Annotated in this window: 11 protein-coding genes; 8 read left to right on the forward strand and 3 right to left on the reverse strand. The window is 66.7% G+C overall.

The features are described from left to right. Positions 1 to 9 precede the first annotated feature (9 nt). Complete coding sequence (locus tag GVL12_RS15035) at positions 10 to 840, reverse strand: DNA/RNA non-specific endonuclease (protein WP_159915409.1); 831 nt, start codon at positions 838 to 840, stop codon at positions 10 to 12. Positions 841 to 966: 126 nt separating this feature from the next. On the opposite strand from GVL12_RS15035, the gene GVL12_RS15040 reads away from it, so the two are divergent. The 5 genes from GVL12_RS15040 to GVL12_RS15060 all read left to right on the forward strand — a co-directional run bounded on the left by GVL12_RS15040 (position 967) and on the right by GVL12_RS15060 (position 8,645). Beyond that, positions 967 to 1,194 carry a DUF333 domain-containing protein gene (locus tag GVL12_RS15040; RefSeq protein WP_159915411.1) on the forward strand — a complete coding sequence of 76 codons (228 nt, stop codon included), beginning with the start codon at positions 967 to 969 and terminating at the stop codon, positions 1,192 to 1,194. Positions 1,195 to 1,330: 136 nt separating this feature from the next. Then, positions 1,331 to 2,404, forward strand: a complete 1,074-nt coding sequence (locus GVL12_RS15045) for a 6-carboxytetrahydropterin synthase (protein WP_159915413.1) — start codon at positions 1,331 to 1,333, stop codon at positions 2,402 to 2,404. Then, complete coding sequence (queE, locus tag GVL12_RS15050; RefSeq protein ID WP_159915415.1) at positions 2,401 to 3,036, forward strand: 7-carboxy-7-deazaguanine synthase; 636 nt, start codon at positions 2,401 to 2,403, stop codon at positions 3,034 to 3,036. Before GVL12_RS15045 ends, queE begins: the two co-directional genes overlap by 4 nt. A gap of 121 nt (positions 3,037 to 3,157) precedes the next feature. Further along, a complete protein-coding gene (gene putA, locus GVL12_RS15055; RefSeq protein ID WP_200843780.1) occupies positions 3,158 to 6,937 on the forward strand; it encodes a trifunctional transcriptional regulator/proline dehydrogenase/L-glutamate gamma-semialdehyde dehydrogenase in 3,780 nt (1,259 codons plus the stop codon). Positions 6,938 to 7,199: 262 nt separating this feature from the next. Then, positions 7,200 to 8,645 carry a short-chain fatty acyl-CoA regulator family protein gene (locus GVL12_RS15060; RefSeq protein ID WP_159915417.1) on the forward strand — a complete coding sequence of 482 codons (1,446 nt, stop codon included), beginning with the start codon at positions 7,200 to 7,202 and terminating at the stop codon, positions 8,643 to 8,645. A 74-nt stretch (positions 8,646 to 8,719) separates the two neighbouring features. On the opposite strand, the gene GVL12_RS15065 is transcribed toward GVL12_RS15060, so the two are convergent. Then, positions 8,720 to 9,217, reverse strand: coding sequence for a flavodoxin family protein (locus GVL12_RS15065; protein WP_159915419.1), 498 nt, complete (start codon positions 9,215 to 9,217; stop codon positions 8,720 to 8,722). 177 nt (positions 9,218 to 9,394) lie between these two features. On the opposite strand from GVL12_RS15065, the gene GVL12_RS15070 reads away from it, so the two are divergent. Further along, a complete protein-coding gene (locus tag GVL12_RS15070; protein ID WP_159915421.1) occupies positions 9,395 to 10,492 on the forward strand; it encodes an NAD(P)-dependent alcohol dehydrogenase in 1,098 nt (365 codons plus the stop codon). 241 nt (positions 10,493 to 10,733) lie between these two features. Here GVL12_RS15070 and GVL12_RS15075 read toward each other — a convergent pair whose 3' ends face one another. Continuing rightward, complete coding sequence (locus GVL12_RS15075; RefSeq protein WP_200843781.1) at positions 10,734 to 10,943, reverse strand: VOC family protein; 210 nt, start codon at positions 10,941 to 10,943, stop codon at positions 10,734 to 10,736. 187 nt (positions 10,944 to 11,130) lie between these two features. On the opposite strand from GVL12_RS15075, the gene GVL12_RS15080 reads away from it, so the two are divergent. Both GVL12_RS15080 and GVL12_RS15085 read left to right on the forward strand, forming a co-directional pair. Beyond that, the gene (locus GVL12_RS15080; protein WP_159915423.1) at positions 11,131 to 12,813 is read left to right on the forward strand and encodes a ShlB/FhaC/HecB family hemolysin secretion/activation protein; all 1,683 of its coding nucleotides are present in this window, start codon (positions 11,131 to 11,133) and stop codon (positions 12,811 to 12,813) included. A 75-nt stretch (positions 12,814 to 12,888) separates the two neighbouring features. Beyond that, the gene (locus GVL12_RS15085; RefSeq protein WP_159915425.1) at positions 12,889 to 24,210 is read left to right on the forward strand and encodes a YDG domain-containing protein; all 11,322 of its coding nucleotides are present in this window, start codon (positions 12,889 to 12,891) and stop codon (positions 24,208 to 24,210) included. The last annotated feature ends 14 nt before the right edge of the window (positions 24,211 to 24,224 follow it).

Consider the following 24,224-nt stretch of genomic DNA (forward strand, 5'->3'; position numbering starts at 1 on the left):
TTTGCTGCTTCAGGGCGTGAGGGACGCAGCGCTGTCCGGCTGCGGCGGCGCATGCCGGCAGCCATGCGCCGCGCGCGCGGCGGGCGGCAGAAAGCGGATGCGCGTGCGGCGCACCAGTTCGTCGTAACTGATCGGCGGCAGCGCCGTGGTGCTCGCGGCATTGGCCAGCCAGTGGGCCCAGCTCTTGCCGCTGCAGGGGTCGTAGACCAGCTTGAACAGATGGCTGGGCACCTGCACCTTGCCCGGCCCAATGGTGGGGGCGGGCGCCGCGAACACCGGGCCCGTGAAGACGTAGACATCGGCCTGGGCGCGCAGCACATACTGGCGCGTGTGCTGCTCGATTTCCGACCAGGCGCCGGCATTGAAGGTCTGGTCCTGGGGCACCATGTTCGCCAGGCTGAAGCTCTGCGCCATCGCATCGGGCGAGCCCATGTTGCCGGCCGGCGCCATGTGGCCGCGCGAATAGCCCGAGCCCCGGTAGTCGATCAGTTCCGCGCGCTCGCCGCGCGGCAGGCGCGCATCGGCAAAGAAGCGGTTGCTGCGCTTTTGCCCGCGCGCCGCGGCCACCATGGCCCGGTCGAGGTGCTCGGCAACGAATACCGGCGTCTTGGACTCGCCGCTGTGCAGCACCGCAAACGCGCTGTAGCAGAGCTCGCGCAGCGCCGGCGAGGCGGGCACCACGGGCGGCGTCTGCGCGGGAAAGAACTGCGGGCATTCGGAAAAAGCCGTGTCGACAGGCGACAGCGGCGGCGCGGGCCGCAGCGCGCAGCCGGCGAGCAGCAGGCAGCTGCTTGCGCACAGTTTCCAGCGCCAGCGCGCCTTCCAAGGCCCAGTCCTCATTGCACCTCCTGCGCAAAGGGGGCATGCATGACAAGGCGCATGTGTCTGGCATTGCAAGGGCCCCGGAATTTCGATGATAGGGGGCCGAAGTCCCGGCAGGGGGAAGAAACCATGCACCGGTATCTGATGAGAAGCGCCACCTGTCTTGGTGCAGCCTGCCTGATCGCGGCCTGCGCGCCGCAGCCGATCCGGCCCGCTGGGCTGGTCAATCCTGCGACCAGCTACTGCCATGCCCGGGGTGGCACAATCGTGCTTGGCTACACCGCCGACGGCCGCCAGGGGCTGTGCTTTCTGCCCGATGGCGCATTCGTGGACGAGTGGCAGCTGTACCGCCAGGATCACCCCTGCGACTAGGCCTGCAGCGCCGCCCCGCCATGCAAGCCCCTGCGGTGCGAATATCCACGCGCGCGCTCTGATACCGCCATGGCAGGCAAAATCCGTGCCTGCGGTGGCCGGAACCTGCTGGTCGCTTGTTGGCGGATTGAGCGAAATGAATACCAAGACTTTTTACACGGCCGAGGCCGCCTTCGAGGCGGCGCGGCAAATTGACGGGCTCGCGCCGGGCCACCGTGCGGGCCGCCTGCATGGCCATGGCTTTGCGGCGCGCGTGCGCTGCGCCATTCCCGCGGGCTGGGCCGATTTTCCCGGCGGTGAAGTGGCGCAGCTGCAGCAGCGGCTGGACGCGGTGGTGGGCCTGCTCGACTATCGCTGCCTCAATGATCAGCTCGCCGATCCCAGCGACATCCACCTCGCGCGCTGGCTGGGCGAGCGGCTTGCCGACCCCGCGCTCGGCCGCCTGGAAATCGGCGTCGACAGCACGGACCGCCAGGGCGCGATGCTCGACGCCGCGGGCCAGGCCCATGTCTGGCGGCGCTATGTGTTCCAGTCCGCGCACCAGTTGCCCAATGTCCCTGCGGGCCACAAGTGCGGGCGCATGCATGGCCATGGGTTTGAAGTCATTGTCCAGGCGCGCGCCGAGGGCGGCGTCGATTACGAGCGGCTCGATGCGGTCTGGGCGCCGCTGCAGGATGCCTTGCACTACGCCTGCCTCAACGAGATTGCCGGGCTGGAGAACCCGACCAGCGAAATGATGTCGAGCTGGATCTGGGAGCGGCTGCACGCGCAACTGCCTTCGCTGTCGCTGGTCACGGTCTACGAGACCGCGTCCTGCGGCGCGCGCTTCGACGGCCGGCAGTACCGGATCTGGAAGGACCTCACGCTCGACAGCGCGCGCCAGCTGCGCCGCGCGCCCGAGGGCAGCGCGCACCGGCGCCTGCACGGCCATACCTATACGCTGCGCCTGCACCTGAGCGCGCCGCTGGACCGGATCATGGGCTGGACCGTGGACTTCGGCGATGTCAAGGAACTGTTCAACCCCTTGTTCAAGGCGCTGGACCACCGGCCGCTGCACGAGATCGCCGACCTCGACGACTGCGACACCGCGAGCGTCGCCCATTGGATTCTGGCCAGGGCGCGCCCTGATCTGCCGCAGCTCGACGGCGTGGACCTGTTCGAAACCCGGGGCTGCGGCGCGCAGGTAGCGGCGCAAGGAGTGACGCCATGACTTATTCCGTCAAGGAAATCTTCTACACGCTGCAAGGCGAGGGCGGCCAGGCCGGGCGCGCGGCGGTGTTTTGCCGCTTCGCGGGCTGCAACCTCTGGACGGGCCGGGAAAAGGACCGCGCCAAGGCCATCTGCCAGTTCTGCGACACCGATTTCGTCGGCACCGACGGCGAGGGCGGCGGCAAGTTCGCCACGGCCAGTGCGCTGGCCGAGAAAGTGCGCTCGCTGTGGCCCGACTCGCCTTCGGGCAAGCCGCTGGTGGTCTGCACGGGCGGCGAGCCGCTGATGCAGCTTGACCAGGCACTGGTCGATGCCCTGCATGCCTGCGGCTTCGAGATTGCGGTCGAAACCAACGGCACCCAGCCCGCGCCCCGGGGCCTGGACTGGATCTGCGTGAGCCCCAAGGCCGGTGCGCCGCTGGTGCTGACCGCAGGCTCGGAGTTGAAGCTGGTGTTTCCCCAGCCCGGCGCCATGCCCGAGCAGTTCGCCGACCTGGCGTTCACCCACCATTTCCTGCAGCCCATGGACGGGCCCGAGCAGCAGCGCAATACGCGCCTGGCGATCGATTACTGCATGGCGCATCCGCAATGGCGGCTGTCCATCCAGACCCATAAGGTCGTTGGAATAGCCTGAGACCCAACAGTGGGTAGCGGCATGCTTATCGCCGCAAGCAGAAACGGGTACGCTGGAGGCCTTGTGACCCTCACTTCGCAAGGAGGGCGGGCGCAGCCCCAGGGACTGTGCCTGCAACATCATGCCCGATTCGATGACCGCTGCGGGCGCTTTCGCGCCGCGCGATGCCACTGACAACCCGCTGCGCCAGGCGATTGCGCGCGCCCAGGCGCTGACCGAACCCCAGGCCCTCGCGGCCTTGCTCGCACAGGCGCGCGTGCCGCCCGCGCTCGAGCAGGCGGTGCAAGCCACCGCCACCCGGCTCGCGCGCGGCATGCGGGCGCGCGGCACGGCGTTCCAGACCGGCCTGGTCCAGGGCATGCTGCAGCAGTTTTCGCTGTCTTCGGAAGAAGGCATTGCGCTGATGTGCCTGGCCGAAGCCCTGCTGCGCATTCCCGACGCCGACACCCGCGACGCGCTGATCCGCGAGAAGATCGGCGGCGGCCATTGGCAGGCCCATCTGGGCAAAAGCCCGCTGCTGTTCGTCAACGCGGCCGCCTGGGGCCTGCTGGTCACGGGCAAGCTCGTCGAGGCGCCCGCAGACGACAGCCTGAGCGCGGCCTTGCACCGCCTGGGCGCCAAGGGCGCCGAGCCGCTGGTGCGCGCCGCGGTCGACGCGGCCGTGCGCCTGATGGCCCGCCAGTTCGTCGCGGGGGAGACCATCAACGAAGCGCTGGCGAATGCGCGCCCGCGCGAAGCCCAGGGCTTTCGTTATTCGTATGACATGCTGGGCGAAGCCGCGCTGACCGAAGCGCAGGCGCAGCACTACCTGTCGGCCTATGCGGGCGCCATCGAGGCCATAGGCCGGGCGGCCGGGGGCCGCGGCATCCATGACGGCCCGGGCCTGTCGATCAAGCTGTCGGCGCTGCACCCGCGCTATGCGCGCGCCCAGCACGCACGCGTGATGGCCGAGCTCTACCCGCGCGTGCTGCGGCTCGCCGCCGCGGCGCGGCGCTACGACATCGCCATCCATATCGATGCCGAGGAATCCGAGCGGCTGGAGCTGTCGCTGGACCTGCTTGAAAAACTCTGTTTCGCGCCCGAACTCGCGGGCTGGAACGGCCTGGGCTTCGTGCTGCAGGCCTACCAGAAGCGCTGCGCAAGCGCGGTCGACTTCGTGCTCGACCTTGCGCGGCGCAGCCAGCGCCGGCTGCTGCTGCGTCTGGTCAAGGGCGCGTACTGGGACAGCGAAATCAAGCGCGCCCAGGTCGAAGGCCTGGATGACTACCCGGTGTTCACGCGCAAGGCCCATACCGATGTGGCCTACATCGCCTGCGCGCGCCAGTTGCTGGCCGCCCCGGACGCGGTCTTCCCGCAGTTCGCGACCCACAACGCCCACACGCTGGCCACGGTCTACCACCTGGCCGCGACCGCGGCCGAGTACCCGGGCGTGGCCTATGAGTTCCAGTGCCTGCACGGCATGGGCGAGCCGCTGTACGAGCAGGTCGTGGGCCGGGCCAGCGGCCAGCTCGGGCGCGCCTGCCGCATCTATGCACCCGTGGGCGGCCATGCCCACCTGCTCGCCTATCTGGTGCGCCGGCTGTTGGAAAATGGCGCCAACTCCTCGTTTGTGAACCAGGCGGCCGATCCCGCGGTCGCGTTGCAGGCGCTGCTGCGCTCGCCCGTGGACCTGGTCGATGCCGCGGCCGCGAGCGAAGGCGTGGTCGGTGCGGCCCATCCGCGCATTCCCCTGCCGCGCCAGCTGTTTGGCGCGCAGCGGCCCAATTCGCGCGGGCTCGACCTGGCCGATGAGGCAACGCTGCAGGCGTTCGCCACCGTGCTGGCCCGGGCCGGGCCCGTGCAGGCCGGGCCTGTGCTCGCGCAGCCGCTGGCTGGCCCATCCACGCCCCGGCCCGTGCGCAATCCCGCACGCCGGGACGAGGTGGTGGGCGAAGTGCAGGAGAGCGATGCCGCGCAGGTCGACGCCGCGTTGGGCTATGCCAGCGCCGGCTTTGCGGCCTGGTCGGGCACGGGCCCGCAAGCGCGCGCGCAATGCCTGTTGCGCGCGGCCGATGCGTATGAGGCGCAAACCCTGGAGTTGATGGCGCTGATGGTTCGCGAAGGCGGCAAGACCGCCGCGAATGCGCTGGCCGAAGTGCGCGAGGCGGTCGACTTCCTGCGCTACTACGCGACGCAGGTGGAGCGCGACTTCGACAACGACACGCATCTGCCGCTAGGGCCCGTGGTCTGCATCAGCCCCTGGAATTTCCCGCTGGCGATCTTCACCGGCCAGGTCGCCGCCGCGCTTGCCGCGGGCAATACCGTGCTCGCCAAGCCGGCGCGGCAGACACCGCTGATCGCGGCCCGGGCCGTGGCGCTGCTGCATGCCGCGGGCGTGCCGGCCCAGGCGCTGCAACTGCTGCCCGGCGCGGGCTCGAGCGTGGGCGCGGCGCTTGTGGCCGACGCGCGCGTGATGGGCGTGGTGTTCACCGGATCGACCGAAGTCGCGCAGCAGATGGCGCGCACGCTGGGCCAGCGGCTGCGCCCCGACGGCCAGCCCGTGGTGCTGATCGCCGAGACCGGCGGGCAAAACGCGATGCTCGTCGACTCGTCGGCCCTGCTCGAGCAGGTCGTGCCCGATGTGCTGGCGTCGGCGTTCGACAGCGCGGGCCAGCGCTGCTCGGCGCTGCGCATCCTGTGCGTGCAGGAAGACTGCGCCGACCGCCTGCTGCAGATGCTCGACGGCGCGATGCAGCAGCTGCAGGTCGGCGATCCGCAGCGACTCGCAACCGATGTCGGGCCGGTGATCGACGGGCGCGCGCGTGCCGAGATCGAAGAGCATATCGCGACGTTCCAGGCCAGGGGCCGTGTGGTGCGCCAGGCTGCGTTGCCCGCTGATATCGCGGCGCAAGGCAGCTTTGTCGCGCCTACGGTGATCGAGATCGAACGCATCGCCGAACTTGGACGCGAAGTGTTCGGCCCGGTGCTGCATGTGCTGCGCTACCCGCGCGCGCGCTTCGAGAGCCTGCTGGCCCAGGTCAACAGCACCGGTTACGGCCTGACCCAGGGCCTGCATTCGCGGCTAGACGCCGCTGCGGCCCAGGTCACGGCCGCGTGCCGCGCGGGCAATCTGTATATCAACCGCAACACGATTGGCGCCGTGGTCGGCGTGCAGCCGTTTGGCGGCGAAGGGCTGTCGGGCACCGGGCCCAAGGCCGGCGGGCCGCTGTACCTGCGCCGGCTGCTCGCCCGCCATCCCGCCGACACGCGCGAACTGGTGCTGCGCGGCGCACTCGCGCCAGTGCCGGGGCAGGAGCAGGTCGCGCGGCCTGCCTTGCAGGCGCTGCAGCAATGGGCGCGGGCGCAGGGCGGCGAGGCCATGGAGCAACTGGCCCAACGCTGCGCGCTCCATGCGAGCCAGTCGCCCACCGATCTCGAGGTGCTGCTGCCCGGCCCGACCGGTGAGCGCAACCGCTATCGGCTGGTCGCCCGGCCTGCGACGCTGTGCCTGGCGACCAGCCCCGAAGGCCTGTTGTTGCAACTGGCGGCGGTGCTGGCCGTGGGCGGCAAGGCCGTCTGGCCCGCCGAGCATGCGGCGCTGTCGGCGCGCCTGCCGGGGCCGGTCGCGCACGAACTGGTGCTGGTAGGCGCCTGGGCGCAGGCGCTGGGCGAAAACCGCCTGCGCGTCGACGCGGTGCTGCACGCCGGTGCGGCGGACTCCCTGCTGGCGCTGCAGCATAGGCTGCAGGGGCGCGCGGGGCCGCTGCTGGCCGTGATCCACCTGGACAGCGACGACGCACCGGTGCCGCTGGAGCGTCTGCTGGTGGAGCGCGCGGTCAGCACCAATACGGCTGCGGCCGGCGGCAATGCCTCGTTGATGACGCTGGAGGGCCTGGAGCAGGGCGCTGCTGCAGCGGAATAGCATTTTCAAAGCCCGCCGGCTCGCCATGGCGCAGGCCGGCAGCGGGTCGGCACCGCAGGCGCGTGCGAATGCCGCTGCGTTGGCGGGTGTGGCGGGGCATGGCGCGCAGGCAGCCGGTGCCCGGCGTGATAGGCTTGGGTTGGTTCGCAATTTACGCAAGCTTCTTCACGGAAATCACCGCCGAATTGGCGAATGTTTGCGAATCACCCACCATTTGTTTGCGAATTTTGCGAAGTTTTCGCATTTCTGGAGACCGTCTGCCATGGCCAAGACCTTCATGGGCGTGCGGCTGCGTTCCCTGCGCGCCGAGCGCGGCATGACGCAGCTCGCGCTGGCCCACGCGCTGGGGCTGTCGCCGAGCTACGTCAATCAGCTCGAGCAGGACCAGCGCCCGTTCACCGTGTCGGTGCTGCTCAAGATCCACCGCCTGCTGGGCGTGGACATCCAGCAGTTTTCCGAAGACGAGGAAGCGCGCGTGCTGGCCCAGCTCAGCGACGCGCTGGCCGCGGTGCCGGGCGCGCCGGGCGTGCCCCAGCCCGAGCTGCGCGAAGTCGCGGCCAAGCTGCCGCACCTGGCGCAGGCCATCCTGGCGCTGCACCGCCGCCATGCCGAAGATGTGCAGCGCCTCGAAGCGCTGTCGGCCAGGCTCGGCGACAGCCGCGCCGAAGGTGAGGACTGGGCCGCGGCGCCGCTGCGGCAGATGCCGTTCGAGGCGGTGCGCGACTTCTTCTTCGCGCACCGCAATTACTTCGATGCGCTGGACCGTGCGGCCGAGGCCTGGGCGCTGGAAGCCCGCGCGCAGGGCGCGGCGCTGTCCGACTGGCTGGCGCAGCGGCTGCGCAGCCTGCACGCCGTGCATGTGCAGCGCACCGAGCGCGACGCGCAGGGGTCGCTGCGCAGCTACGACGCGGCCAGCCGCACGCTGCTCCTGTCGGCCCAGCTCGCGCCGGGCCAGCAGGCGTTTCAGATGGCCACGCAACTCGCGCTGCTGGAAATGGAGACGCTGATCGACGACTGCCTGGCCACAGCCACCTGGCAGGACGAGGCCACGCGGCGCCTGGCGCGCATAGGCCTGGCGCACTACACGGCCGGCGCGCTGGTGCTGCCCTATGGCGAATTCCTGCAGGCCGCGCAGACGCTGCGCCATGACATCGACCGGCTCGCGCGCCAGTTCGGCGTGGGCTTCGAGACCGTGTGCCACCGGCTGTCGACGCTGCAGCGCCCCGGGGCGCCGGGCGTGCCGTTCTTCTTCATCCGCGTCGACCGCGCGGGCAATATTTCCAAGCGCCAGTCGGCCACGCATTTCCACTTCTCCAAAACCGGCGGCACCTGCCCGCTGTGGAATGTCTACGAGGCGTTTGCCCAGCCCGGGCGCATCCTGCCGCAGCTCGCGAGCATGCCCGACGGCCGCACCTACCTGTGGGTCGCACGCAGCATCTCTCATGCGGGAGCGGGCTGGGGCACGCCGGGCAAGATGTTCTCGATCGGCCTGGGCTGCGATGTGCAGCACGCAGAGCGGCTGGTCTATTCGGCGGGCATGGACCTCAGGAGCTCCCATGCCGCCACGCCGATCGGCATGGGCTGCAAGGTCTGCGAACGCGGCGCCTGCCCGCAGCGCGCGTTTCCTTTTGTCGGCAAGCCGCTGCTGGTCAACGAGAACGCGCAGGGTTTCGTGCCCTATGCGGCCATGGAAGGCCACGCATCGTGATGGCCTGGGGACCCTCTGCATAAACCGCCCGATCCCGTGCTGCCAACGGCCGCAGGGATTTGTGCAGAGGGTCCCTAGAACACCCCCAGCTCCAGGCCTGCGGCCATGGCTTCGCCCAGCGCCTGGCATTGCTGCAGGTCCGCGGCCGCGATGTGCTTGGGCGCCAGAATCGCCTCGGGAGTCTGTGCATGGGTGCAGACGATCAGCGGCTCGGCCACGGGCTTGAGGCGCCAGCCGGTGGCGATGCGGGCGATCTGGCGCGCGGCGTTCTGGCCGTCGCTGCCCGCGCAGATCAGGCTGGCGTAGGGCCTGCCGTTGATGCGCTCGAGCGCGCCGTAGTAGCTGCGGTCGAAGAAGTCCTTGAGCTGGCCGCTGATGGCCGCAAGGTTTTCGGGCGTGGCGAAGATATAGCCGTCGGCCGCGAGCACATCGTCGGGGCCCGCGTCACGCGCATGCAGCAGCCGCACTTCAACGCTGCCATCGGACGCCGCGCCGTCGCGCGCGGCCTGCGCCATCTGGCGCGTGCCGTCCGTGAGCGAGTGGTAGACGATGAGCAGGGTTTTGCGTTGCATGTCGCCAGCATAGCCCCAGCGCGTGAGAGATTCGCGCCGATCTTCGTTGGTTGAGGCCGTTGAGCCCATGGTTTGCGGGCAGGCAGTCACCTTGGCGCAGACCTTGTTGTATGTCAAGAACCCAACCGGCGTGTGGCGATATGCTCATTGTCCATTAGTGCACCCCAAGGAGATGTCATGGCTCAAATGATGAAAGCGGCGGTATTTGTCGAATCCGGTCGCATCGAGGTGGTGGACAAGCCCATCCCCGATGTCGGCCCCAACGACGCGCTGATCAAGATCACCACCACCACGATCTGCGGCACGGACGTGCACATCCTCAAGGGCGAGTATCCCGTCGCCAAGGGCTTGACGATAGGCCACGAACCCGTGGGCGTCATCGTCAAGCTCGGCAGCGCGGTCCAGGGCTATGAGGAAGGGCAGCGCGTGATTGCGGGGGCCATCTGCCCCAACTTCAACAGCTATGCCGCGCAGGATGGTGCGCCATCGCAGGACGGCAGCTATCTGGCCGCGAGCGGGCGCTGCGGCTGCCACGGCTACAAACTGACCGCGGGTTGGCGCTTCGGCAATCTGATCGACGGCGCGCAGGCCGAATACCTGCTGGTGCCGGATGCACAGGGCAACCTGTCTCCGGTGCCGCAAGGGCTCACGGATGAGCAGGTGCTGATGTGCCCGGACATCATGTCCACCGGCTTTGCGGGCGCGGAAAACGCTAACATCCGCATAGGCGATGTGGTGGTGGTGTTTGCCCAGGGCCCGATCGGCCTGTGCGCGACCGCGGGCGCGAAGCTGCGGGGCGCGAGCACCATCATTGCCATCGATGGCAACGATGAGCGCCTCGCCGTCGCGAAAAAGCTCGGCGCCGATATCACCTTGAATTTCAAGACGCAGGACGTGATCGCCGAAGTGCTCAAGGCCACGGGCGGCAAGGGAGCCGACAGTGCGATCGAGGCGCTGGGCACGCAGCAGACCTTCGAAAGCGCACTGCGCTGCATCCGTCCCGGCGGCACCCTGTCCAGCCTGGGCGTCTATTCGACCGATCTGACCATTCCCCTAGATGCCTTTGGCGCGGGTCTGGGCGACCATCGCATCAACACCGCGCTGTGCCCCGGCGGCAAGGAGCGCATGCGCCGCCTGATGGCCGTGATCGCCAGCGGGCGCATCGATCTGGCGCCTCTGGTGACCCACCACTACCGACTCGAGGACATTGCCGCGGCATACGACCTGTTCAGCCATCAGCGCGATGGCGTGCTGAAGATCGCGATCAGGCCCTGAGCGTTCCCGGAAAAGGGGTGGGCCCTGGAGGCCGCGCGCGGGGCGACGCTGCCGGGCTGGGCCGCGCAAAGCGGCCAAGTCCATGGGCCCGCACGGCCTGCAAGGCCCCCTGTTCATGGCCGCGCGCAAGGCTGGGGCAGTCCAGCCCTGGCTGCAGGAACTCGTGCGCCTCATGCGCGAAAGCGCGTTCGAGAGTCTGCCGCGATTGCGCTGCTGTGGAGCGCATTGCGGCTTGGACGCCTCACGCTGGAAAAGACACCGCTTCGCCATTGACCGCCCAGCGCGCGCCGAAACGGTCGGTCAGCATGCCAAACGTCTTGGCCCAGAAAGCAGGCGCCAGCGGCATCGTGACCTGACCGCCTTCAGCGAGGGCCGCGAAGGCGGCTTCAGCTTGTGCCACGGTGTCGTATTGCAGGGCCAGCATCGCGCCTTTGATTCCATCGAAAGGCATGCTCGGTGGGCCTCCTGTGTACCTGCCGTACTGGCCGCTGGAGGGCAGCTTATCCGCGCCGGCAGTTGCCGGTCCACTTTGCTGCTGCATTATCTTTTTCATGCCATGGCCTCATATTCGCGGGCAAACGACACCTGAGAATTTGACTTTCGTTTACATTTTGTAAACATTTACACATTTTCTCTCAATGTTCTATTCCCGTCATTTCCGGATCTTGACCTGCTCTCTTGTAGGTCTGTCCAGCCAGGGTGTTCTTTCCCAGCAATTGCCGGATGCGGGCACTCAGTTGCGCCAGATCACGCCGGTGCCGCAACCCCTGCGGCCCGCGCCTGAATTGCGTATCCAGTCGCCCGATGCACCGGTCCAGGCGGCGGCAGAAGGCGGGATGAAAATCGTGGTGTCTTCGGTGCGTATCGAGGGTGCGAGCGCCTTCGCCGCCAGCGAACTCCTGGCGCAAGCCGGTTTCCAGCCCGGCAGCGAACTCGACTTGTCCCAACTGCGAACCATCGCAGCGCAGATCACCGACTTCTACCGCCGTGCAGGATTTTTTGTCGCACGCGCCTATCTGCCCGCGCAGGATGTGCGCGACGGCCAGGTCACGATCACCGTAGTCGAAGGCACTTACGGCAAAGTCGAACCACGCAACCAGTCCCGGTTGTCTTCATCCGTGGTCAACGGCCTGATGGGCGAGGTGGCCGCAGGCCAGCCGGTGAACAGCGCGCCGCTGGAAAGCAGCCTGCTGCTGCTGTCGGACCTTCCCGGCGTGGCGGTCCGCTCCACCCTGGCGCCGGGCGTGGCCGTGGGCACGTCCGATCTTTTTGTCGACATCGTGCCGGGTGCGGTTGTGAGCGGCAGCGTCGATGCCGACAACCAGGGCAACCGTTACACCGGCCGCGAGCGGCTGGGTGCGGTCCTGAACCTCAACAACCCCGCAGGCCTGGGCGATGTCGCGAGCCTGCGCCTGCTCACGGCGGGAGAGGGCCTCAAGTACGCGCGTGCTTCCTACCAGGTGCAGGCCGGCCGGGGCAAGCTGGGCCTGGCCTACGCCCACCTCGATTACCGTCTGGGCAAGGAGTTCGCGGCGCTGCAGGCCCATGGCACGGCCAAGGTCGCGAGCGTGTTCGGCAGCTATCCGCTGCTGCGCAGCCGCAATGCCAACCGCTTCCTGCAGCTGAGCTTTGACGACAGGCGTTTTGACGACCGTGTCGATTCGACCGGCGCCCAGACCGAGAAGAAAAGCCAGCTGCTGACGTTCAACCTGAACGGCGACCAGCGCGACCTCTTTGGCCGCGAGTCGCTGAGCACCTACCAGCTGTCCGCGGCTTTTGGACGCTTCGATCCGCAAAGTGCCGCGCTGCGCGCCGCCGACGCCGCGAGCGCGCGCGCCGAAGGCAGCTTCTCCAAGCTGGGTTTCAGCCTGGGCCATCTGCAGGCGGTCGCACGCAATACCTATGTCGCGGTGTCGCTGGGCGGCCAGTTCGCTTCCAAGAACCTTGATGCCTCCGAGAAGATGGCGCTGGGCGGCGCCTCCGCCGTGCGCGCCTATCCCGAAGGCGAGACCCAGGCCGACCAGGCCTATGTGCTTTCCATCGAGGCCCGCTACAGCCTGGGCCAGCTTGCCGCCTATGTCCCGGGTCAGCTGCAGCTGGTCGGTTTTGTCGACACCGGCACCGCGCGCATCAGCCGCAAACCCTGGACCACGGCAGACAACCGCCGCACCCTCCGCGGCGGTGGTGTCGGCGTGAACTGGGTAGTGGGCAGCAATTTCGTCGTCAAGGCGTTCTACGCCCACACCATCGGCGCCGCCCAGGCTACGTCCGCACCGCCGGCCAGCAGCCGCTTCTGGCTCCAGGGCGTCAAGTACTTCTGAGCGTCACATCCGCTTTACATCGCATTGCATTTCCCGCCGCCACGCCGCCCCGCCCATTTTTTCTGATCGCCAGTCATGAACCACATCTACCGCTCCATCTGGAGCGAAAAGCTCGGCACCTATGTCGCTGTCGCCGAAACCGCGGTCAGCGCGGGCAAGAAAGTCTCTTCGAGCAGCAGTGGCGCAGGGCATTTCGCGGTGACGGCCTTGGCGGCCGCGCTGTGCCTGGGCTGGGGCGGGGCGGCGCTGGCCAATCCGACAGGCGGGGTGGTCATGGCCGGTTCGGCCAGCATCTCCTCGGCGGCGGGCAATACCACCATCGTGCAGGGCAGCCAGAACGCGGCGATCAACTGGCAGAGCTTCAATATCGGCGCGGGCGAGGCCGTGCGTTTCGTGCAGCCGAATGCGAATGCGGTCGCGCTCAACCGCGTCATCGGTTCGGACCCATCGAAGATCTTGGGCAGTCTCTCGGCCAATGGCAAGGTGTTCCTGGTCAACCCGAACGGCATCATGTTTGGCGCTGGCGCATCGGTGAACGTCGGCGGCCTCGTGGCTTCGACCTTGAGCCTGACGGACAGCGATTTTCTGGCCGGGCGCTACCGTTTCTCGGGCAACAGCAGGGCCGGCGTGAGCAACCAGGGCCAGATCAACGCCCCTGGTGGCTATGTCGCGCTGCTGGGCGCAAATGTCGGCAACACTGGCGCGATCACCGCGCGTCTGGGCACGGTGGCGCTGGCGGCGGGCCAGGCGGTCACGCTGGATGTGGCCGGGGACGGCCTGCTCAATCTGAGCGTGGACCAAGGTGCGGTGAACGCACTGGTCGACAACGGCGGTTTGATCCAGGCCGATGGCGGCCAGGTGCTGATGACGGCACAAGCCGTCGGCGATCTGCTCAACTCCGTGGTCAACAACACCGGCGTGGTGCAGGCGCAGACCATAGACAACCGCGGCGGCACGATCAAGCTGCTGGGCGACATGCGTTCGGGCACGGTCATCGTGGGGGGAACGCTGGATGCCAGCGCTGCGGGCGGTGGCAACGGCGGCTTCATCGAGACGTCGGCCGCCAATGTGAAGTACAACGGCGCGAAGATCACCACCGCGGCGCCGCAGGGCATCACCGGCAGCTGGCTGATCGACCCGACGGATTACACCATCGCGGCCTCGGGCGGCAACATGACCGGCGCCGATCTGAGCAACAGCCTCAAGACCACCGATGTCACGATTGCCACGGTTGCTGACGGCGCGGGTGCTGGCGACATCCATGTCAACGACAACGTGTCCTGGGCGGCCAACAAGCTGACGCTCAAGGCGCACAACAATATCAATATCAACCAGGCCATGCGTGGCACGGGAACGGCGAGTCTCGCGCTGCAGTATGGCCAGGCCAGCGTGGCCGGCACCGGCAGTGGTTACACGGTCAACGCCGAGGTCGACCTGCCCACCGGCATGAACTTCAGCACCCAGCAGGGCAGTGCGGGCAGCGTGATCAATTACCAGGTCATCAATTCCCTGGGCGCGCAGGGCAGCAACACCGGCACCGACCTGCAGGGCATCAATGGCAATCTGTCGGGCAACTATGTGCTGGGCAGCAATCTCGATGCGAGCTCATCCGCGAACTGGAATGGCGGCTTGGGCTGGAAATCCATTGGTTCGGATGCCACGCCCTTTACGGGCCGCTTTGATGGGCTGGGGCACGAGATCCACGGGTTGACGATGCAGGTCTCCAGTTACTCCTATGGCTACGGCGGGGCGGTGGGCGTTGCAGGTTTGTTCTCGCGTGTCGGCGCTGCCGGACAGGTGCGCAACCTGGGCCTGGTGAATGCCAGCGTGACGATGAATAACGGCTGGAGCTACGGGTATGGCGGCAGTGGCGGTGACGGAGCGGGTGGTATTGCCGGCGTGAACGAGGGCCTGATTGATAACGTCAGCGTCAATGGCAGCTTCACCGCCTCCGGCAATGGTCGGGTGGGCGGCGTGGCCGGCTTCAATTTTGGCACCATCCACAACAGCCGCAGCAGTGGCGTGCTGACCTCCGGATCGAACTACTGGGGAGGTGACTCCTACGCCGGGGGGATTGCCGCCGTCAATGGGCAGTCACTCCTGAACGGCACCATCAGTAGCAGTTCCAGCAGCATGGCGATCCAGGCAGGGGGAGCCGCCGGCGGCCTGGTGGCACTCAATGTGGGTCGCGTCATCGACAGTTTTGCCACCGGTGCGGTACAGGGCGAGCAGTATGTCGGGGGGGTGGTCGGCCGCAACCAGGGTGCGGTCAGCGGCAGTTTTGCCACCGGCGCGATAACCGGGGTATACAGCACAGGCGGCGTGGTCGGCTACAACGCCAACAATGGCACGATCGCGAACAGCTACGCAACCGGCAATGTCGCAGGCCAGGATATGACCGGTGGCCTGCTCGGCTTTGCGGGCAACGGCACCATCAGCAACAGCTACAGCACCGGCGATGTCTCCGGTTACAGCTATGTCGGCGGTCTGGCTGGCGGTGCTCAATACGCGACCTTCACCAACACCTACGCAAGTGGCAAGGTCTCCTCGAGCAGCGGATCGGCCTACTGGAGCGGGGCCTTCATCGGCTACCGCTATGGGACCAACATCACCAATGGCTACTACAACTCCAGCGTCAATACCCTTGGTGGTGTGGGCACTGGCAACAACAATGGTACTGGTGACCCCTCAGGGCTGACCGTGGCCCAGATGAAGACTGCCTCGGCCTTTGCCGGCTTCAACTTCACGGGCTCCGGTGGCGCGACCGGCAACAACTGGGTGATGGTGAAGGCCGACGGCACGCTGGCCACCAATGGCGACACCACCGTCAGCGGCACCATGCCGATGCTGGCCTCGGAATATTCCACCACCATCCACTCCGCCCATCAGCTGCAGCTGATGGCGATGGACAAGACCGCCAGCTACACCCTTGGCTCAAGCTTCAGCGCTGCGGGCACGGCGACCACGGCCAAGGACGTCTGGGGCAGCACCGGCTTCATCCCGGTCGGCACCTTGGCAGCGTCTTTCAACGGAACGCTTGACGGGCGCGGGCGCATTGTCTCGAACCTGAACATCAACCAGCCCAGCGTCGACAATGCCGGACTGTTCGGTGTCGTCGGAGAGGCAGGTGTCGTCACGCGCGTCGGTCTGGATGGCGGCAGCGTCGCAGGCGGCAGCAACACCGGAGCGCTTGCCGGCATCAACAACGGCACCATCAGCAATAGCTTCAGTTCCGCGCAGGTGGCCGGGGGGATGCAGGTCGGCGGGCTGGTCGGCGCGAACAATGGCACGATCAGCGACAGTTATGCGAGCGGTGCCGTCAGCGGCGCTGATCTCGTCGGCGGCCTGGTGGGCGACAATGCCGGTAGCCTGACAAACAGCTACGCGTCCGGCGGGGTAACGGCCATGGACAACGCTGCCGGCCTGGTGGGCGCGAACAGCGGCACGGTCGCCAACAGCTTCTGGGACACCACGACCAGCGGCAGAACCTACAGCGATGGTGGCACCGGCCTGACCACCGCGCAGATCCAGGCGCTGGTCAACTTCCACAGTGCCACCGCTGACAATGGCGCAGTCAATCCTGCCTGGGACCTGACCAATACCTGGGTGGTCTACGATGGCCAGAGCGCGCCGCTGCTGCGCGCGTTCATGAAACCGCTGGTGGTGCGGGTCGAGACCGGAACCAAGGTCTACGACGGCACTTCGGCATCCAGCGGCAACGCCGTCACCTATTCGAACGTGGTCAACGGCAATCTGGCGGGCACGGTGATTTATTCCGGCACGGGCGGCGGTGTCAACGTAGGCAATTACACGGTCTCGGCCAGCGGCCTGTATTCGCTCGGCGGGCAGACCGGTTATTCCATCAGCTATGTGGATGGCGGTCTGGTGGTGACACAGCGTGCGGTCAGCCTGGATGTCTCCAAAGTCTATGATGGAACGACGACGGCCAATCTCACCGGCGGCACCTTGAGCGGCATGGTCAGCGGCGAGACGCTGACCTTCTCGGGCGGCACCGCCAGCAACTACAACGACAAGAACGTCGGTACCAGCAAAGCCCTCCTGGTGAGCGGTGTCACGCTCGGCGATGGAACGGGTGGCGGCTTGGCCAGCAACTACGTTTTCAGCGGCGGCACAGGCAGCATCACCGCAAAGGCCTTGACGGTCAGCGGTATGACCGCTGCCAACAAGACCTATGACGGAACCAATGCTGCAACCCTGTCGGGTGGCATGCTCGATGGCCTGGTGGCGGGCGAAACCCTGGGTCTCTCGGGTCAGAGCGGTGCCTTCAGCGATCAGAACGCAGCGGCCGGCAAGAGCGTGACGGTGGCGGGCGCAACCCTGTCCGATGGCACGGGCCTGGCCAGCAACTATACGGTCAGCAACGCCACGGGCGTCACCGCCGATATCACCGCCAAGGCGCTGACGGTCAGCGGTGTGACGGCTGCCAACAAGACCTACGACGGCACCAATGCTGCAACCCTGTCGGGCGGCACCCTCAATGGTCTGGTGGCCGGCGAGACCCTGACTCTTACGGGACAGACCGGTGCGTTCGACAATGCCAACGCGGGTGCTGGTAAGGTGGTCACAGTGACGGGCGCCACTTTGGCCGATGGCACGGGCCTGGCCAGCAACTACACGGTCAGCAACGCCACGGGCGTCACCGCCGATATCGCCGCCAAGGCCTTGACGGTCAGCGGTGTGACAGCTGCCCACAAGGCCTATGACGGCAACAATGTCGCTATCGTATCGGGCGGAACGTTCAATGGTCTGGTGGGTTCAGAGACGCTGGTTCTTTCCGGCCAGACGGGCTCTTTCGCCGACAAGAATGTCGCCGCTGGTCAGGCGGTGACGGTCACTGGCGCCACTTTGGGCAATGGCACGGGCCTGGCCAGCAACTACACGGTGAGCAATGCCACGGGCGTCACCGCCGATATCACCGCCAAGGCGCTGACGGTCAGCGGCGTGACCGCGGCCAACAAGACCTATGACGGCACGACGCTGGCAACGCTGTCGGGCGGCACGCTCGATGGTCTGGTGGCTGGTGAAACCCTGGGTCTGTCGGGTCAGTCGGGCGTGTTCAGTGATCAGAACGCTGCAGCCGGCAAGACCGTGACCGTGACAGGCGCAACCCTGGCTGACGGCACGGGCCTGGCCAGCAACTACACGGTCGGCAATGCCACGGGAGTCACCGCCGATATCACCGCCAAGGCCTTGACGGTCAGCGGTGTGACCGCGGCCAACAAGACCTATGACGGCACGACGCTGGCAACGCTGTCGGGCGGCACGCTCGATGGTCTGGTGGCTGGCGAAACGCTGAGCCTGTCGGGTCAGACCGGTGCCTTTAGCGACCAGAACGCTGCAGCCGGCAAGACCGTGACGGTCACGGGTGCAACCCTGGCTGACGGCACGGGTCTCGCCAGCAACTACACGGTCAGCAACGCCACGGGCGTGACGGCCGATATCACCGCCAAGGCGCTGACGGTCAGCGGCGTGACCGCGGCCAACAAGACCTATGACGGCACAACGCTGGCAACGCTGTCGGGCGGTACGCTCAATGGTCTGGTGGGTTCGGAGACGCTGGTTCTTTCGGGCCAGACGGGCTCTTTCGCCGACAAGAATGTCGCCGCTGGTCAGACCGTGGCGGTCACTGGCGCCACTTTGGGCAATGGCACGGGCCTGGCGAGCAACTACACGGTGAGCAACGCCACGGGCGTCACCGCCGATATCACCGCCAAGGCCTTGACGGTCAGCGGCGTGACCGCGGCCAACAAGACCTATGACGGCACGACGCTGGCAACGCTGTCGGGCGGCACGCTCGATGGTCTGGTGGCTGGTGAAACCCTGGGTCTGTCGGGTCAGTCGGGCGTGTTCAGTGATCAGAACGCTGCAGCCGGCAAGACCGTGACCGTGACAGGCGCAACCCTGGCTGACGGCACGGGTCTCGCCAGCAACTACACGGTCAGCAATGCCACGGGAGTCACGGCCAATATCAATGCCAAGGCGCTGACGGTCAGCGGTGTGACGGCGGCCCACAAGACCTATGACGGCACGACGGTCGCGACGCTTTCGGGCGGTACGCTCAACGGTCTGGTGGGGTCGGAGGCGCTGATCCTGTCGGGCCAGTCGGGCGCCTTCAGCGACCAGAATGCCGCAGCCGGCAAGACCGTCACCGTGACCGGCGCCACGCTGGCTAACGGAACGGGCCTGGCCAGCAATTACACGGTGAGCAACGCCACGGGCGTGACGGCTGATATCATCGCCAAGGTCTTGACGGTCAGCGGCGTGACCGCTGCCGACAAGAGCTATGACGGTACGACGGTGGCCACACTGTCGGGCGGCACGCTCAACGGTCTGGTGGGTTCGGAAACGCTGACGCTGTCTGGTCAAACGGGGGCCTTCGGCGACAAGAATGTTGCCGCCGGTCAGACCGTGACGGTCACTGGCGCCACGCTTGGCAATGGCACGGGCCTGGCCAGCAATTACACGGTCAGCAACGCCACGGGGGTGATGGCCGATATCAATGCCAAGGCCTTGACGGTCAGCGGTGTGACCGCTGCCCACAAGACCTATGACGGCACAACGCTGGCAACGCTGTCGGGCGGTACGCTCAATGGTCTGGTGGGTTCGGAGACGCTGGTTCTTTCGGGCCAGACAGGCTCTTTCGCCGACAAGAATGTCGCCGCTGGTCAGACCGTGGCGGTCACTGGCGCCACTTTGGGCAATGGCACGGGCCTGGCGAGCAACTACACGGTGACCAATGCCACCGGCGTCACGGCCGATATCACGGCCAAAGCCTTGACGGTCAGCGGTGTGACCGCTGCCGACAAGACCTATGACGGTACGACGGTGGCCACACTGTCGGGCGGCACGCTTGAGGGTCTGGTCACCGGCGAAACCCTGAGCTTCTCGGGCCAGGCCGGTGCGTTCGGCAACGCCAACGCAGGTACTGGCAAGGCAGTCACGGTTTCCGGCGTCACCTTGGGTGATGGCACGGGCCTGGCCAGCAACTACACGGTGAGCAATGCCACAGGCGTGACGGCCGACATCACAGCCAAGGCCTTGACCGTCACAGGAGTGACGGCGGCCAATAAGGCTTACGACGGAACGACGATTGCAACCCTGTCGGGCGGCACGCTCAATGGTCTGGTGGGATCGGAAACGCTGACCCTGTCGGGCCAGACCGGCAGCTTCAGCGACAAGAACGTCGCATCCGGCCAGGCGGTGACGGTCACTGGAACCACGCTCGTCGACGGCACGGGCCTGGCCAGCAACTACACCGTGAGCAACGCCACGGGTGTGACGGCCGATATCACGGCCAAGGGCTTGACGGTCAGCGGCGTGACCGCGGCCAATAAGACCTATGACGGCACAACGCTGGCAACGCTGTCGGGCGGCACGCTCGATGGTCTGGTGGCGGGTGAAACGCTGGGTCTGTCGGGCCAGTCGGGTGTGTTCAGTGATCAGACTGCTGCAGTCGGCAAGACCGTCACCGTGACCGGCGCCACGCTGGCTGACGGCACGGGCCTGGCCAGCAATTACACCGTGAGCAACGCCACGGGTGTGACGGCCGATATCACGGCCAAGGCCTTGACGGTCAGCGGTGTGACCGCGGCCCACAAGACTTACGACGGCACCACCGTCGCGACGCTTTCGGGCGGTACGCTCAACGGTCTGGTGGGGTCGGAGACGCTGATCCTGTCGGGCCAGTCGGGCGCTTTCAGCGACCAGAATGCCGCAGCCGGCAAAACCGTGAACGTGACCGGCGCCACGCTGGGCAATGGCACGGGCCTGGCATCGAACTACACGGTCAGCAACGCCACGGGAGTGATGGCCGATATCACCGCCAAGGCCTTGACGATCAGCGGTGTGACCACGGCCCACAAGACTTACGACGGTACCACTGTTGCAACGCTGTCGGGCGGTACGCTCGATGGACTGGTGGCTGGCGAAACGCTGGGCCTCTCGGGGCAGACGGGCGTATTCAGCGATCAGAATGCAGCGGCCGGCAAGAATGTGACGGTGACGGGCGCAACCCTGGCTGACGGCACGGGCCTGGCCGGCAACTACACGGTCAGCAACGCCACAGGCGTCACCGCCGATATCACCGCCAAGGCTCTGACGGTCAGCGGAGTGACCGCTGCCAACAAGACCTATGACGGCACGGCGGTGGCCACACTGTCGGGCGGTACGCTCGATGGTCTGGTGGGTTCGGAGACGCTGACGTTGTCAGGCCAATCCGGCGCCTTCAGCGACCAGAACGCTGCAGCGGGCAAGACCGTGAACGTGACCGGCGCCACGCTGGGCAATGGCACGGGCCTGGCATCGAACTACACCGTGAGTAATGCCACGGGCGTGACGGCCGATATCACCGCCAAGGCCTTGACGATCAGCGGTGTGACCGCTGCCCACAAGACTTACGACGGCACCACCGTCGCAACGCTGTCGGGCGGTACGCTCGATGGTCTGGTGGCTGGCGAAACGCTGGGCCTGTCGGGTCAGTCGGGCGTCTTCAGCGACCAGAACGCAGCGGCCGGCAAGACCGTGACGGTGACGGGCGCAACCCTGTCCGATGGCACGGGCCTGGCCAGCAATTACACGGTGAGCAACGCCACGGGCGTCACGGCCGATATCATCGCCAAGGCTCTGACGGTCAGCGGCGTGACCGCTGCCAACAAGACCTATGACGGCACCAATGCTGCAACCCTGTCGGGCGGCACGCTTGAAGGTCTGGTGGCGGATGAAACGCTGGGTCTCTCGGGTCAGTCTGGTGTGTTCAGCGATAAGAACGCAGCGGTAGGCAAGAACGTGACGGTGACAGAAGCAACCCTGTCCGATGGAACGGGCCTGGCCAGCAACTACACGGTTAGCAACGCCACGGGCGTCACGGCCGATATCACGGCCAAAGCCTTGACGGTCAGCGGTGTGACCGCGGCCAACAAGACTTACGATGGAACCACCGTCGCAACGCTGTCGGGCGGTACGCTTGAAGGTCTGGTAGCGGATGAAACGCTGGGTCTCTCGGGTCAGTCGGGTGTGTTCAGCGATAAGAACGCAGCGGTAGGCAAGAACGTGACGGTGACAGGAGCAACCCTGTCCGATGGAACGGGCCTGGCCAGCAATTACACCGTGAGCAACGCCACAGGCGTCACCGCCGATATCACCGCCAAGGCCTTGACGGTCAGCGGTGTAACCGCTGCGAACAAGACCTATGACGGCACGACGGTGGCCACGCTGTCGGGCGGTACGCTCAATGGTCTGGTGGGTTCGGAGACCCTGACGCTGTCGGGCCAGACCGGGGCCTTCAGCGACCAGAACGCCGCTGTGGGCAAGGCTGTCACCATATCCGGTGCGACCTTGGGCAACGGCACTGGTTTCGCCAGCAACTACACGGTGAGCAATGCCACGGGCGTGACCGCCGATATTACGACCAAGGCCTTGACGGTCACTGGTGTGACGGCTGCCAACAAGACCTATGACGGCACGTCCGTTGCCACGCTGTCGGGCGGTACGCTCAATGGCCTGGTAGGTTCAGAGATGCTGACGCTGTCGGGCCAGTCAGGCACCTTCAGCGACCAGAACGCCGGGGCCGGAAAGGCCGTCACCGTGACCGGCGCCACCCTGGGCAACGATACGGGCCTTGCCAGCAACTACACGGTGAGCAATGCCACGGGCGTCACGGCCGATATCAATGCCAAGGCCTTGACGGTCAGCGGCGTGACCGCGGCCAACAAGACCTATGACGGCACCACGGTCGCGACGCTTTCGGGCGGTACGCTCAACGGTCTGGTGGGGGCGGAGACGCTGATCCTGTCGGGCCAGTCGGGCGCCTTCAGCGACCAGCACGCCGCAGTCGGCAAGACCGTGACCGTGACCGGCGCGACGCTGGGTAACGGAACGGGCCTGGCCAGCAACTACACGGTCAGCAACGCCGCTGGCGTGACGGCCGATATCACCGCCAAGGCCTTGACGATCAGCGGCGTGACCGCTGCCGACAAGACCTATGACGGTACGACGGTGGCTACACTGTCGGGCGGCACGCTCAACGGTCTGGTGGGTTCGGAAACGCTGACGCTGTCTGGTCAAACGGGGGCCTTCGGCGACAAGAATGTTGCCGCCGGTCAGACCGTGACGGTCACTGGCGCCACGCTCGGAAATGGCACGGGCCTTGCCAGCAACTACACGGTCAGCAACGCCACGGGCGTGACGGCCGATATCACCGCCAAGGCCTTGACGGTCAGCGGTGTAACCGCTGCCGACAAGACCTATGACGGCACGGCGGTGGCCACACTGTCGGGCGGCACGCTCGATGGCCTGGTCGCAGGCGAAACCCTGACTCTGTCGGGCCAGTCGGGCGCCTTCAGCGACCAGAACGCCTCGGCCGGCAAGACCGTCACCGTGACCGGCGCCACGCTGGGTAACGGCACAGGCCTTGCCAGCAACTACACGGTCAGCAACGCCATGGGCGTGACGGCCGATATCACCGCCAAGGCCTTGACGGTCAGTGGCGTGACCGCTGCCGACAAGACCTATGACGGCACGGCGGTGGCCACACTGTCGGGCGGCACGCTCAATGGTCTGGTGGGCAATGAGACATTGACGCTGTCGGGCCAGTCCGGCGCCTTCAGCGACCAGAATGCTGCAGCGGGCAAGGCAGTGACCGTGACCGGTGCCACACTGGGCAACGGTACAGGGCTGGCCAGCAATTACACGGTGAGCAATGCGACGGACGTCACTGCCAGCATCACGCCCAAGGCCCTGACCGTAACCGGCATGACGGCGCAGGACAAGATCGCCGATGGCAGCGTGGCGGCCACCCTGGCTGGTGGCAGTCTGAGCGGCCTGGTGGGTTCGGAAACCCTGGGCTTCAGGGGCCAGAGCGGACGCTTCGACAACGCCGATGTCGGCGAGGCCAAAGCCGTCACCGTCAGCGGCTTGACTCTGGTGAATGGCACCGGCCTGGCCGGAAACTACAGCGTGAGCAATCCGACCGGCCTGTCGGCGAGCATCGTCGCGGCCGCGACGGTACCGGCCTCCACGGTCAGCGAAGCCATTGCTGCGGCCCAGAGCGTCGTGATACCGGTGGCGGTTGGCGGCAATGTCGTGGCGCCGCAGATGGTCGTGGCACAGCAGCCAATGACAGCAGCCGATGGATCGCCGGGCGACAACGCGCAGATGTCGCAGTCTGAGCCCGAACCCGGCGCGCCCGCACAGATCCGTGAGGTCGCGGCCAACAATAGCGAGCCGGCAGTGCGCATCAACAGCGGCGTGCTGCCTCCTGTCCTGCAGGGCATGGGCCTGGATGTGGTGGGCAGTGGCGTGCATCTGGCGTTTGCGCCGCCCGAGACAGGCGCCAGCGCAGCGGCCCGCCCGGCATCGACTGGTGACAATACTCAGTAACAGCGATCAACAGG

This window comes from Pantoea sp. 18069 (assembly GCF_902706035.1).
Classification (GTDB): domain Bacteria; phylum Pseudomonadota; class Gammaproteobacteria; order Burkholderiales; family Burkholderiaceae_C; genus Comamonas.

What these genes read in the sequence shown, in the direction of transcription:
- GVL12_RS15080 (WP_159915423.1), top strand. Translation starts at nt 11,131, where the DNA reads ATGTTCTATTCCCGTCATTTCCGGATCTTGACCTGCTCTCTTGTAGGT.
- GVL12_RS15040 (WP_159915411.1), top strand. Translation starts at nt 967, where the DNA reads ATGAGAAGCGCCACCTGTCTTGGTGCAGCCTGCCTGATCGCGGCCTGC.
- GVL12_RS15070 (WP_159915421.1), top strand. Translation starts at nt 9,395, where the DNA reads ATGGCTCAAATGATGAAAGCGGCGGTATTTGTCGAATCCGGTCGCATC.
- GVL12_RS15075 (WP_200843781.1), bottom strand. Translation starts at nt 10,943, where the DNA reads ATGCCTTTCGATGGAATCAAAGGCGCGATGCTGGCCCTGCAATACGAC.
- GVL12_RS15035 (WP_159915409.1), bottom strand. Translation starts at nt 840, where the DNA reads ATGAGGACTGGGCCTTGGAAGGCGCGCTGGCGCTGGAAACTGTGCGCA.
- GVL12_RS15045 (WP_159915413.1), top strand. Translation starts at nt 1,331, where the DNA reads ATGAATACCAAGACTTTTTACACGGCCGAGGCCGCCTTCGAGGCGGCG.
- putA (WP_200843780.1), top strand. Translation starts at nt 3,158, where the DNA reads ATGCCCGATTCGATGACCGCTGCGGGCGCTTTCGCGCCGCGCGATGCC.
- queE (WP_159915415.1), top strand. Translation starts at nt 2,401, where the DNA reads ATGACTTATTCCGTCAAGGAAATCTTCTACACGCTGCAAGGCGAGGGC.
- GVL12_RS15065 (WP_159915419.1), bottom strand. Translation starts at nt 9,217, where the DNA reads ATGCAACGCAAAACCCTGCTCATCGTCTACCACTCGCTCACGGACGGC.
- GVL12_RS15085 (WP_159915425.1), top strand. Translation starts at nt 12,889, where the DNA reads ATGAACCACATCTACCGCTCCATCTGGAGCGAAAAGCTCGGCACCTAT.
- GVL12_RS15060 (WP_159915417.1), top strand. Translation starts at nt 7,200, where the DNA reads ATGGCCAAGACCTTCATGGGCGTGCGGCTGCGTTCCCTGCGCGCCGAG.